The sequence below is a fragment of the Pseudoalteromonas sp. AS84 genome (assembly GCF_038900255.1).
In the GTDB taxonomy this organism is placed as follows: domain Bacteria; phylum Pseudomonadota; class Gammaproteobacteria; order Enterobacterales; family Alteromonadaceae; genus Pseudoalteromonas.
In genome coordinates this window covers 98,764-112,013 of record NZ_JBBMQY010000012.1, presented here as the reverse complement: position 1 = coordinate 112,013, position 13,250 = coordinate 98,764, and the positions used below count along the sequence as shown (strand labels likewise).

At 38.7% G+C, this 13,250-nt stretch carries 11 protein-coding genes; 3 read left to right on the top strand and 8 right to left on the bottom strand.

The annotated features are described in order from the left end of the window. Nucleotides 1–91: 91 nt before the first annotated feature. The 3 genes from megL to WNY79_RS13390 all read left to right on the top strand — a co-directional run bounded on the left by megL (nt 92) and on the right by WNY79_RS13390 (nt 2,690). Entirely contained in the window at nt 92–1,273 is a 1,182-nt protein-coding gene (megL, locus tag WNY79_RS13400; RefSeq protein WP_342876093.1) for a methionine gamma-lyase, read from the top strand. A gap of 237 nt (nt 1,274–1,510) precedes the next feature. After that, entirely contained in the window at nt 1,511–2,308 is a 798-nt protein-coding gene (gene phhA, locus WNY79_RS13395) for a phenylalanine 4-monooxygenase (RefSeq protein ID WP_342876092.1), read from the top strand. 37 nt (nt 2,309–2,345) lie between these two features. Continuing rightward, nucleotides 2,346–2,690, top strand: coding sequence for a 4a-hydroxytetrahydrobiopterin dehydratase (locus WNY79_RS13390; protein WP_002958326.1), 345 nt, complete (start codon nt 2,346–2,348; stop codon nt 2,688–2,690). Between the two features lie 61 nt (nt 2,691–2,751). Here the strand turns inward: WNY79_RS13390 and WNY79_RS13385 are convergent, their stop codons facing one another. From WNY79_RS13385 to map, 8 genes are all read right to left on the bottom strand, one after another. Continuing rightward, a complete protein-coding gene (locus tag WNY79_RS13385; RefSeq protein ID WP_342876091.1) occupies nt 2,752–3,189 on the bottom strand; it encodes a hypothetical protein in 438 nt (145 codons plus the stop codon). 8 nt (nt 3,190–3,197) lie between these two features. Then, nucleotides 3,198–5,558, bottom strand: coding sequence for an ABC transporter permease (locus WNY79_RS13380; protein ID WP_342876090.1), 2,361 nt, complete (start codon nt 5,556–5,558; stop codon nt 3,198–3,200). Further along, on the bottom strand, nt 5,558–6,238 hold the full coding sequence (locus tag WNY79_RS13375; protein ID WP_342876089.1) for an ABC transporter ATP-binding protein: 681 nt from the start codon (nt 6,236–6,238) through the stop codon (nt 5,558–5,560). The genes WNY79_RS13380 and WNY79_RS13375 overlap by 1 nt, the downstream gene beginning before the upstream one ends. Next, nucleotides 6,235–7,476, bottom strand: a complete 1,242-nt coding sequence (locus WNY79_RS13370; RefSeq protein ID WP_294120230.1) for an HlyD family efflux transporter periplasmic adaptor subunit — start codon at nt 7,474–7,476, stop codon at nt 6,235–6,237. Before WNY79_RS13370 ends, WNY79_RS13375 begins: the two co-directional genes overlap by 4 nt. A gap of 394 nt (nt 7,477–7,870) precedes the next feature. After that, nucleotides 7,871–8,722, bottom strand: coding sequence for a DUF2971 domain-containing protein (locus tag WNY79_RS13365; RefSeq protein ID WP_342876088.1), 852 nt, complete (start codon nt 8,720–8,722; stop codon nt 7,871–7,873). A 177-nt stretch (nt 8,723–8,899) separates the two neighbouring features. After that, a complete protein-coding gene (gene dapD, locus WNY79_RS13360; protein WP_002958324.1) occupies nt 8,900–9,727 on the bottom strand; it encodes a 2,3,4,5-tetrahydropyridine-2,6-dicarboxylate N-succinyltransferase in 828 nt (275 codons plus the stop codon). Between the two features lie 9 nt (nt 9,728–9,736). Then, nucleotides 9,737–12,355, bottom strand: a complete 2,619-nt coding sequence (glnD, locus tag WNY79_RS13355; RefSeq protein WP_342876087.1) for a [protein-PII] uridylyltransferase — start codon at nt 12,353–12,355, stop codon at nt 9,737–9,739. Nucleotides 12,356–12,385: 30 nt separating this feature from the next. Further along, nucleotides 12,386–13,171 (bottom strand): type I methionyl aminopeptidase, encoded by a 786-nt coding sequence (gene map, locus WNY79_RS13350; RefSeq protein WP_024599056.1) that lies wholly within the window; start codon nt 13,169–13,171, stop codon nt 12,386–12,388. Nucleotides 13,172–13,250 lie beyond the last annotated feature (79 nt).

Genomic DNA, 13,250 nt, shown 5'->3' with positions numbered 1-13,250 from the left:
ATCTGAGCATCCGGCATGCTTGCTGTTTGTAAGCGCATACGTTTTGATTGTTGAATCGCAAAAAACATAATAATCAAAAAATGAGCCTACAATGAGCAAGCATCATATAAACACCCAGTGTATTCACGGACCACAAAAAGCAAACGACCCGCACGGCGCACTTACTTCTCCTTTGTATCAAACCTCTACCTTTCATTTTGAAAACGCCGCACAAGGTGCTGCGCGTTTTGCAGGCGACGAACCTGGCTATATTTATACGCGCTTAGGAAACCCTACAACCACAGAGCTTGAGCAAAAAGTTGCTCAACTAGAGAGTTGTGAAGCAGCTGCTGCAACCGCAACAGGTATGGGGGCTGTATCTGCCTCAGTACTGAGCTTTTTATCGCAGGGGGATCACCTCGTTGCCTCAAGTGCTTTGTATGGCTGTACCTTTGCGTTTTTCTCGCACATGTTGCCGCGCTGGGGAATTGAAGTCACATTTGTTGATATGACCAACGAGGACGAGCTACGCGATGCCATCAAACCTAATTCAAAAATGATATTTGTAGAAACGCCAATCAACCCCACTATGGCGGTTATTGATTTGGCACTCATTGGCGCAGTTGCTAAAGAGCACAACTTAATTAGTGTGGTCGACAACACCTTTTTAACGCCGCTACTGCAATCACCAAAAAAATACGGTATCGACATTATAATGCACAGTGCGACCAAGTATTTAAATGGTCACGGAGACGTAGTCGCCGGTATTGTATGTGGATCGCTTGAGCACATAACACACATTAAAATGACCGTACTAAAAGACATTGGTGCAACCATAAGCCCGCACGATGCATGGCTAATTAATCGAGGCCTAAAAACACTCGCCATTAGAATAGAACGCCATTGTCAGAGTGCACAAACAATAGCGCAATATCTAGAAGCGCACCCACAAGTAAGTACCGTATATTACCCAGGGCTTAAATCGCACCCAGGTCATAAGTTTATTGGCAACCAAATGAAAGCCGCTGGTGGTGTTATTGCATTTGAAATAAAAGGCACGCTACAAGATGGCGCACAATTTATTGATAGTATGAAACTTTGTACACTTGCAGTAAGCCTCGGCGACGCTGAAACACTGATTCAGCATCCTGCATCTATGACTCACTCGCCTTATACGCCAGAGGAGCGAGCCGCCGCTGGAATAAGTGATGGGCTGATCAGACTCTCGGTTGGGCTTGAAGATGTTAACGACATTATTAGTGATTTAGACCAAGCTTTTACTAAAATTGGTTAGGTGTATTTAATTATGTACACATAAAAATAAGCTGCAGGCCTTTATTTAAAGGTCCGTAATTTTAATGTGCCACAGGTGTAATTTTAACTTTACGATCCAGGTGATCGCGACAAATACTGATGTTAGCCTATCTATTAAACTTTTCTTCACTTTTGCATAGTATGGGGTCATTCGATATTCAATAGGTTTGAGTATCACACTGACACCGATTTAGGGCTCACACCCAAGAAGGTACTTATGGCTAAAGCAAGTAAATACACATCCAAAACACCAGACGAAAATGGTGTTATACACTGGAGTGATGAAGAAAATAAAATTTGGTCTGAGCTTGTAGCGCGTCAACTTGAGTGCATTAAAGGCAAAGCCTGCAACGAGTACATGCAAGGGTTAAAAAAGATTAACCTGCCGCACGATCGTATTCCGCAGTTAAGCGAACTAAACGAAGTGTTACTAGCCACTACCGGTTGGCAAGTAGCGCCAGTACCTGCGCTTATCGACTTTAATGAGTTTTTTAGATTACTAGCAAACAAGCAGTTTCCGGTAGCTACATTTATTCGTAGCCGCGAAGAATTTGACTACCTACAAGAGCCAGATATTTTTCATGAAATATTTGGCCATTGCGCCATGCTAACTAACCCTGACTTTGCTGAGTTTACGCACAAGTACGGGCAATTAGGTTACGCAGCGCAGAAAAAGGACCGTGTATACCTTGCGCGTATATACTGGTTTACAGTTGAATTTGGTTTAATGCAAACCGAAGACGGCCTGCGTATTTACGGCGGCGGTATTTTATCAAGCCCAGGTGAAACTCAGTACGTATACTCAAACACGCCAGAAATCAGCCCAATGAATGTGCTTGATGTACTGCGTACGCCGTACCGTATTGATATTATGCAGCCACAGTACTACACCATAAATTCGATTCATGATCTGTTTGATATATCGCAAATGGATATTATGACTTTGGTTGAGCGAGCTAAAGAGCTTGGCTTGCACGACCCAAAATTTCCACCAAAAGAAAAATTAGCCAGTTAAACATTAATGCTAAAAAAGCTAAAAGTAAGGATTTAGAATGTCTTCATTAAGTGCACAAAAATGCGAAGCCTGTCATGTAGATGCGCCAAAAGTATCTGACGAAGAGCTTGCACAATTAATTACTAAAATCCCAGACTGGGTACCAGAAGTACGCGACGGCATTATGCAGCTTGAGCGTGTTTATAAATTTAAAAACTTTAAGCAAGCTATCGCGTTTACTAACAAAGTAGGCGACATGGCAGAAGACGAAGGCCATCACCCAGGTTTATTAACCGAGTGGGGCAAAGTAACGGTTACATGGTGGAGCCATTCAATTAAAGGCCTACACAAAAACGATTTTATTTGCGCAGCTAAAACAGACGACGTATTTAACGCGCTGTAAACTTTTTAAAGGTTTAACCTTCGCAACAAAAAGCCCGCTAAAGTTATTTAGCGGGCTTTTTTTATATACCGTTGTCACTGGAAATTATAGAAATTGAATGAACCTTTAGCTGCTTATCTGAAAACTTACTTTTAAGCATGTCGATGGTTTTTTCTTGTTGCCTACAAGGCGGACAGGGGCCGATATCTTCATCTATTGAGGTGTAAAACAACGTATGCTTTTGCTGGGTAAAATCGGGCAATGTTGTTAATAGCTGCTCTAGATTACTTTTAATTAAATCAGAATCAGGATGGCTTTGTTTATTTTTAAAAATGGATAAAATATTTGGTAAATATTTATCAGAGTAATGCATCAACTCACCTTTGCTGTTAAACAAAAACATTTGCGGTGCGGTATTATTAATGGGCGATTTAACCATTTGGTAATGAGAGAAACTGTAATTCTCAGCGTATGTATTTCCGCCATATATAAGTAGTGTAGCTAGTAGTAATTTGTACATGCGTATCCTTAAGTTAAGTTATTCCACGAATTGTTAAGTGTTTTTTTAATCTCTATAGCAATAATACATATAACCGTTAACAAAATGACTAAATGCACTGTAAGTATCGTGTTTAGGTCAAAAACGGATTGTTGAAATAAAAAAGTTTGTAGTTTTTCATGTTGGGTGAAAAATAGCGCAATAATAACTATGTGGGTTATCACAAATGCAGTGAAAAAGAGCTTTAAAAATAAATAGCATATTTGGTAGCTGCGAGCGCCCATAGCACGCCTTAACGCAAGCTCTGTGGATGATTTAGCCGTAAGTTGTTTAATACTGCTGTAGTTGTATAAAAACGCAGAGAGTAGAAGAATTGAGGAGCACACAACGGTAATTATAAGTAATGCATTTCTAGGGGCTTGCTCATTTTTTACTAAAGACGAAAGGGGGGTAAGTGATAAATCGTTAAAGTTTACACTTAATGCTTTTATTGCCGTTTGGAGTTCATTTTCAACTTGTGTGATGGGCGCATGAGTTCTAATTATAATTGTTTCAAAACCTGTCAGGGCACTTATTACATTATATACAGTTGGCTGAACCGGTGTGTCGGCTCCTTCATTATAAATATCATTAACAACGCCAACTACTTTATGTTTTACTTTTCCAGTATCGAATTGGGCTAATAAGTAAGCTTGGCTTAGTTCTGTGCCTGCAAAGTATTGATCCCATAAAGCGCTGTTAACGACAATGTTTTGGTACTGTTGCCATTGCACGCTTTGCCCAGAGATAAGCTTAGCGCCAATAGTTTTAAAGTAATGCGGGCTCACTCTATGGCTTGCGGTACTGGCGCTTTTACCCGAACTGATAGCTTGTCCGGTAACGGTATACCATGCACTAAACCCACTGCGATCTGATAGTGGCGGGGCAGAGCTAAGCGATACTTCTTCAATAATAGGCAGTGAATTTAATTGCTGAATTAATTGTTGAGCAGAGTTGTCTGCATTAAAGGCCTCGCTAGGTGATTGTGGAAAACTAAAGCTGGCAATTAGAATATTATCTGCATTAAAACCCATACTTTTATTATTTAAATTAATCTGGCTGTAAATAACCAAACTACTAATGTAAACACTTGTAATAGCAAGGCTAGTAAGTAATGAAAGCAATGAGAACACTTGTACTTTTTCACTTGTTGTTGCACTTTGGCCGCGTCCGATACTGCTGTGTACCCACCTTCGTTGAAAATAACTAAGCGCCGATAAAAACGTAATAATAGCAATGTAGAATACCGCCAGCGTAAATAATGAAAAATAGCTGTTTAGCTGGTTCAGGCTTGGTAATAAAATTGCGCTGATGCGGTCGCTCAGTGGATACAAAGCGCACATTACAATAATAAGTAACAGGCTTGTGAGTACAGTATCAATAACTTGCTGTACAAAAATATGTTTATTATTGGCTCCACATAATTTGCGTATAGTTTCTTCTTGTTGCTTTTTAATTGACTCTGCACAGTAAAATGCACAAAAGGCAATAAAGCTAAATAAGAGCAAAATATAATAAAGTAACTGCAATAAGTTTAGGCGCTTTATTATTTTATTAAAGTGAGTAGGGTTAACGCCAATACCATCACTAAACTTAAGTTTTGTGTTATCAAATATAAACATTTCGTTTTGTAAGTGCTTATTTAGAAAGCTTAAAAAGAGTGTTTTATTTTTAATGCTTCCTAAAATATACGTAAATGTATCTGGGGTCAGGCTACTTTCTTGAGGCAAAATACGTTTGAGTTGCGAGTAAGGAATAACAAGTTTAGGTTCATAAGCACGTTTAAAGCTTTTAAACTCTTTTGGCATTACAGCGACAATGTTTATGCTTTTATGGTTAACAACAAGTTGTTTGCCAATAATATCAGAGGCACCTTTAAAATGAGTATGCCAAAACGAATAGCTAATAGCGGCACTTAGTGCACTACCTTGTTTTGGGAAATCTAATTGATTAAAGCTGCCTAAGGCAGGAATGATACCTAATTGCTTATAACCCCCCGATATAAAGCTTACCTTAACAGGCTCATTACCATGATTAACCGAAAGCTTTAATGATAAATCAATAGAACGCTCAAAAACGCCGACTAAATCTTGGTGCAATACGGTTATTTCATCAAAAATGTATTCATCAACGGGTAAGTCATTTTGAGTATCACTTAAGTAAACTTGTTTAATGTTGTGGATGTTATTTATTGCCGTGTAATCGGCTGACAAAAACTGACTATGAATATTACTTATATTTAAAATTAAACATAAAGGAATACTCAGCAACAAGCAGCTAAGCCATAATTTAGTATTTTGCTTAGCATATTTTAGCCAGTTAAAGGTCAGATCAATAATTAAGTTCAGCATCAAAAACCTTGCGTACTAAGCTGTCCGTCTTGAATATACAAACGCGTTTTTGCTGTTTTAGCATGGTTTTCATCATGTGTTATTAAGCAAATTGTTTTGCCTTCGTCGTTTAGCTTATTGAGTAACTGATATATTTGTTCGCTATTACTCGAATCTAAATTACCAGTTGGCTCATCGGCTAAAATAACAGAGGGCTCATTTATCAATGCTCTAGCAATAGCAACTCTTTGTTGTTGGCCGCCTGACAATTGGCTTGGTTTTCTATCAATAAACTCCAGCATATTTACTTTATTAAGCGCAGCTTCTACTTTTTTTTGATAATCCTTTCTTAATACCGACTTGTTGTAACTGAGTGGCAAAGCCACATTATCAAATACGCTTAAATGATTTAATAAATTAAAGTTTTGAAATATAAAACCAAGTTCTCTGTTTTTAATAGCTGCAATAGAGTCGGGTGTTAAGTCCGCTGTGTTAGTGCCTAAAATAGTGTATTGCCCTTGGCTAGGTAAGTTTAGTAAGCCTAAAATAGAAAGTAAGGTACTTTTACCACTGCCAGAAGTACCGGTTATTGCAATATAGTCACCACTGTTTATTTTAAAACTTACAGCTTTGAGGGTATTAATATTGGTATTAGGGTATTGATAAAAAACATTATTAAACTCTATTAACGGATAACTCATTTAAAAGCACCTATTAAATCAAAGTTATTTTTAGTGGCGTAATCAGCAGGCAGTAATAATACATAATTACTCTGTAGCGTTTCATTAAAGCTCAAGGTGTCTTGCTCAGTCGTTTTATAATTTATATTAGTAAGAATAGCTTTACTCGATGGTGTTATTTCGTAGACCTTCCATTTGCTGTAGTTATCAAAATCATTCGGTTTTTTAATATTTTGTACTACTAAAGATTGCTCCAAATAAATATGAGCTTCTATTGCTTGGCTGCTTCTAAGCCATGATGGTGGAGGAGCGTTTAATACTAAAAATACATTAATAGCGCCATTTCTTATTACTGTATCAATATAATCAACCTTAGCTGCAATTGTGCCACTGGGGGTAACTATATCTGCTTTTTGGTCTATTTTTAATTGAGTAGATGAATACTGAGGGACTTGTATTTTAGCCAGTAAGTTGTCGGTCTCTATTAGCTCAAACAGCGATTGCCCTTGTGTAACCGCTTGACCTAATTTAGCTAAGTTTTGGCTTACGGTACCGTCAAAGTTTGCTGTGAGTGTTAGTTGCTCTTGACGCCTTTGTAAATAGCTAAGTTTGTTTTTTGCGATGTTTACTTTGTTATTAAGCGCAATTAATTGCTGATCAAATGCCTCTTTAAATAGACTGAGTTCATCATTTTTGGCATTAACTTCAAGTTCACTTTGCTTGTAAAGCATTTCGCTTTGTTTAAAGCGAATTGCAGAAATAATACCTTGTTCCATTAAAACTTTATTCGCATTTAATTCAAGCGATTGCTGCTGCAATGCCATTTTAGCTTTTGATAAGTCGACTTTAATTTGCGAGAGCTTAATTGCTAAATTGCTTTTATCAATAGCCACTTGAGATTCTAAATTAAGCTGCTCATAACTCGCATTATGTATATCTTGCTCCAATTCGTAGTTAGTCAGCTTTGCTAATACTTGGCCTTTTTTTATAGCTTGCCCTTCACGAATTGTAAGTGTGTTGATATTGCCTTTTAGCGGCGCAGACAAAAGCTCTCTTTGTGTAGGCTCTATTGTACCAATTCCTTTTAATACATTGGGTAATGATACTTGAGAGACTAATATTGGCTTTAAATAACGTTCAGGAATATCATTTGAGAAAAGTAGTATCTTAATTAAATAACCCAAAGCCAATAACAACAATAAAGCCGCAATAGCGATAGGGTATCTACTTTTTTGTTTAACGATTAAATACTCTTCCATTAGTACAACCTACTTGTGCTTTTGTTATTTTAAAATGAGGTAAACGCTGTTTTAGTTAGGGTTTTTACTTTCCTTAAGTAAAGGGTGTGAGGGTAAGCTAGCTGAGTAATAATTTTTAGCTGGCAGCTAATGGTTTGATTTATCACCAACTCCGTTCCCAAAACACATTCAGTTATATCACCACTAAGTTAACTATGTAAATTTTATTTTAATAGAGTTTAGTGGGAGAAAGGTTTGATTATCTTGTTTGTTGATAAGGTGGGGCAGAGGAATGGTTACGTTGCTACACAAAAGCACTTATTTTTATAAGTGCTTTTAGATTGCTAACAATGAGCAGTAGCACGGGATTAATTTTATCGACGTAGGGAGGGTTGAGTGAAACGAAACCCAACTGTTATCTGAAAGTTGCCTTTGAACTTAAAACTTTAGGCCTATATGGGTTAGTATCAGCTCCTAACTCGTAGAGTTTTTTATTAAAAAATAAATTGTCTAACATATTATTGAAGATAGGGTCTTCAGTTGTAAATTTACAGCATGGTCCGAGTATAACTGTATCAATTATATTTATTGGAAAGCTTACTTCAAGATAACTTTTAATAAAGCCATTGGAATTGATAAATTCTACATTTTGAGGTGGTGGTAGTTTTTCAATTAAAGAAACTAATCTAACTTCATCTTCGTCTTTAAAAGCCTCATTTTTACCTGTTGTTATAAATGCGATAAAGTCATTAAGAAAGTTACGTCTAACCTCAAATTCACGTTTATCACTATCAAAAGTAGAGGCTAATTTTAATAAGTTTTGTGCTTCTGTGTTTAATTGTTCTTGTTTGTAAACGCAATCCCCAGCAATGCGGTAAGTACTGTTTAGGCAGTGTCGTAATGCTGATAAATTGACACTAAAACATATTCCTGTACCGTTATCTGCATATCCCCGCCACTGGCTTAAAGAATCTGGGTTTTTACTAAAGCTCATTATATGTATATAGTGATTTTCAATATGTTTTTTGAAAAACTTAATATTTTCGATGCCTTTATTAAATCCTTCATTTGAAATATTTAATTTTTTCATTAACTCAGGTTTTTGTTTTTCTAAATTTAAAAGAAGATTAATATTATGATCTATCTCTGTATAGTCATTCATTGCTCTTGCGTCGCCAAACCGGAAGGTTCTGCTATTCGCAATAGACATAAAAGCATCCAAAGATGTGTAGTGATAGACTAGCTCGTTACTTTCTTCAGTACCCATATGAACAACTCTCCATTTAAACCGATTCAAACTTTAGAGATATAATAATAGAAAACGTACAGATAACAAAAAAAGCTCCAAACCCAAAGGGCTTAGAGCTTTTTATATACAATTAAAGTTTAGCTAAAACAACTTCAACGTATCGTTGGGTTTCGTTTCACTCAACCCAATCGACTATTACTCATCAATTGAGCGTAGTAGGGCGTTTATACCTACTTTTTCACGTGTTTGCTTATCTACTTTTTTTACGATGATTGCAGCATAAAGGCTGTGAGTGCCATCTTTTGACGGCAGTGCACCTGGTACAACTACTGCGCCTGCAGGTACGCGGCCGTAATGAATTTCGCCAGTTTCGCGGTCATAAATACGGGTACTTTGGCTGATGTAAACACCCATTGAAATAACTGCGCCTTCTTCAACAATTACGCCTTCAACAATTTCAGAACGAGCGCCAATAAAGCAGTTGTCTTCAATGATGGTTGGGTTAGCTTGTAGAGGCTCTAAAACGCCGCCTATGCCTACGCCACCTGATAAATGTACGTTCTTACCAATTTGTGCACACGAGCCTACAGTCGCCCATGTATCAACCATGGTGCCATCGTCAACGTATGCGCCAATATTTACATAAGATGGCATAAGTACAACATTTTTACCTACAAAGCTGCCTTTACGTGCTACAGCGTTTGGTACTACGCGCATACCGCCTTGCTGAAACTGCTCTGGGGTGTAGTCGCTAAATTTAAGCGGTACTTTGTCGTAAAACTGGTTTACGCCGTCGTTCATTGGTTGGTTGTCGCGAATACGAAACGACAGTAACACTGCTTTTTTAAGCCACTGGTGTACAACCCATTCACCTGATATTTTTTCAGCAACGCGTGCTGCGCCGCTATCAAGTAAATCAAGTGCGTCGATAATAGCTTGTTTTACGTCGCTTGATACTGTGCTTGGGCTAATGCTATCGCGGTTGTCCCATGCGTTTTCGATCATCGTTTTTAAATCTGACATGTGTGTCCTCTATTCTGTTTCGGCGTTGAATTTTTTACGTAATGCCTGATGAATTTTTGCTTGCTCTTCATCAGTCAGCGCTTGGTATTCGTTATTAGATACGACAAAGAAATCCTCGGCACGTTCACCTACCGTTGTTATACGGGCAGCGTGAATGTGTAGTAAATGCGCTTGGAAAACTTCGGCTATTTTGGTTAGTAAACCTTGTATATCGACGGCTTGAATTTCTATTAAACTGCGGTCTTTGCGTGCATGTGGGCGCAACACAATTTTAGGTTTAATATTAAAATCTTTAAAACGTTGAGAGCGGCTCTTTTTAAAGCGAATCTTTTTACGTGGATCGTTCAGTGCTTGCTCAAGCCCGCGTTTAATTGATTGTGCTCGACCACTTGCAATAGGGTCACCACTCACTTCAAGTATTACAAAGCTAAACAAAACGTAACCGTCTTTAGTGGTCAGTACTTGCGCATGTTGTATTTGTGCTTTTTTAGAGCCAATTACACTTACTAATCGGGCAAACAGTGGGCCAGAGTAGGGGCTGTATACAAATACTTGTGTGCCACCATGCATAGCTTTGTTAGAGACAATAACACTTGGCTGGCTTAAGTCTGTGCTACTTAATAAATGCTCACTTTGCCATGATATTTGCTGTTCGCTAAAGGCGGTAAAGTAGTTAGCTTTAAAGCGGCTCCAAATTAAATCAATTTTTTCCTCGGCATAACCCAGATTTATTAAGCGTTGTTTAGCTTGGTGCTTTTTATCGCGAATTTGGTCGCGTTGATCCATTGGGTTTTCGAGCCCTAGACGCAAAGCGCGTTGCGTGTGTAAGTATAGCTCACGCAGTAGGGTGTTTTTCCAATCGTTCCACAAGTTGTCGTTGGTTGCACGTATGTCGGCAACGGTTAAACAATATAAGTAGTCGAGTTGGCGCTCTGTTTTAACGCGCGTAGCGAAGTCTTTTATTACAGCAGGGTCGTTAATATCTTTACGCTGTGCGGTAACCGACATAAGTAAATGGTTACTAACAAGCCATGCTATTAGTTTTCCATCTGATGACGCAAAACCATGTAATTTAGCAAATGCTATTGCATCAACAGCGCCAAGTTCCGAGTGGTCACCACCTCGGCCTTTAGCAATGTCGTGAAATATACCGGCTAAATAAAGTAGCTCTGGTTTGTCCATTCGAGTGACTATTTCACTACAAATAGGAAACTCGCTAATGCCTGTTTTATCAAAATATTCGTAAATATTTTTGATTAATTTGTGGGTGTGCTCATCTACGGTGTAAGCGTGAAACAAATCAAACTGCATTTGCCCAAATATATTACGCCACTGCGGTAAGTACGCGGCAAGCATGCCGTGCTTGTGCATTAACGTAAATGCGCGGCCCATGCCGTTAGGGTGTTTTACAAGGCGTAAAAAGGCTTCACGACAGGCTGCATAATCTTGTAAGTCACCCAATAAACGACGGCGCACTTGGCGAATAGTACGAATAGTACTTGGGTAAATATGCGTTATTGCTGGGTTATCGGCTATGTGCTCAAACAATACAAAGAGTTGGTCACGTCTAAAAAATACCGACGGATCTTTTACGCGTATTTGATGACCTACTTGCTCAAAGTTTCTGTCGAGTTCTATTGCTACCACAGCACTACTTTCGGGCATTATACTTTGCTCAAAGTATGAAAGTAGCATTTGGTTAAGTTCGCGCACGCGGCTCATTATTCTAAACAAGCGCTTCATCATACGCTCAACAGAGGCTTTGCCGTCGCTACCAAAACCTAAAATTTCGGCGGCTAGCGGTTGATGATCAAACAATAAGCGGTTTTCCGCTCGACCTGCAGCTAAATGCAGTGCAAAGCGAATGTTCCATAGGTTTTCTAGGCACTCAGAAAGCTCTTGAAATTCTTCGTGAGTTAAGTATCCGTGGCTTATTAATTCTTGCAGGGTTTCGGTTCTAAAGTGCTTTTTTGCCACCCAAATAATGGTTTGTAAGTCGCGCAGACCACCTGGGTTTTCTTTAATGTTTGGCTCAAGATTATACGCGGTGCCGTGGCACTTTCTGTGGCGTAAATTTTGTTCTTGAACTTTGGCAGTAAAAAATTCGCCTGAGCGCCATACTGGCGTTTCAAGAATATGCATTTTGAGTTTTTCAAACTCAATGTGGTTACCAAAAATAAGGCGACTTTCGAGCAAGCTGGTGGCAAAAGTAACGTCTTCACGTTTTTGCTCAATGGCTTGTTCTATCGTGCGCACGCTGTGACCAATCTCTAAGTTGAGATCCCATAGCATGGTAACAAACTGGCCTATTTTTTCGCATATTTCTTCGCTTGGCGGTTTAGTTACAAGCAATAAAAAGTCGATGTCGGAGTAGGGGTGTAGCTCGCCACGTCCGTACCCGCCCACAGCTATTAATGCTAAATCAGGTTCGCGTGCTAAGTCGTAAACATGAAAAAGCTTAATGAGTAGGCGGTCAATAAACTCAGCCCGGGCATTAATTAAATTCCCAACCGGTTGTTTAGAAAATTCGTTATGTAACCATTTATAAAAATAGCTAGAACAATCGCGATAATCACTAAGTTGCTCAGCATCGCTAAGCAACTTTTTTACTTTGTTGGGTAATGCCACGTGGGCTGGCTCCTAATTTCTTATTTATTATTAGTGTTCTATGATCCTGTCGATTGTATCATCTGATCGTAGCGTTAAAATTTCAACACCATTTTCAGTCACTAATAATGTGTGTTCCCACTGTGCAGACAAACTACGGTCGCGTGTAACTACTGTCCACTCATCTTTAAGAAGCTTACATTGGCGTTTACCCGCATTAACCATAGGTTCAATAGTTAAACACATACCTGCTTTTAAGGCTTCGCCAGTACCTGCTTTACCGTAATGCATTATTTGTGGTTCTTCATGAAATCCTGCGCCAATACCGTGGCCGCAATACTCACGTACAATTGAGTAATTAAAGCTCTCTGCATATTTTTGAATTGCTTCACCAATATCACCTAAACGCACACCTGGTTTTACCATTTTAATAGCAAGGTATAGGCTTTCTTGTGTTACTTCTGCAAGACGTTTAGCTTGAATATTTGGCGTACCAACGTGGAACATTTTAGATGTATCGCCGTGGTAACCATCTTTAATGACCGTTACGTCAATATTAACGCTGTCACCTTCTTTTAATGCTTTGTCATTTGGAATTCCGTGACAAATAACATGATTAACTGACGTACAAACTGATTTTGGAAAGCCATGATAATTTAACGGAGCAGGGATTGCTTGTTGCACATTAACAATATAATCATGGCAAAGTGTATTTAGCTCATCGGTGGTAACACCTGGCACTACATGAGGGCCGATCATTTCAAGTACATCGGCCGCTAAGCGCCCAGCTACACGCATTTTCTCTATTTCTTCAGGGGTCTTGATAATAGCGCTCATTGAGGCTCCAAAGTTGAGTTTTTAACATTTATCGCCGAACAAATTTTGCACGCGACGTTGAGTATTTAATTTTAATATG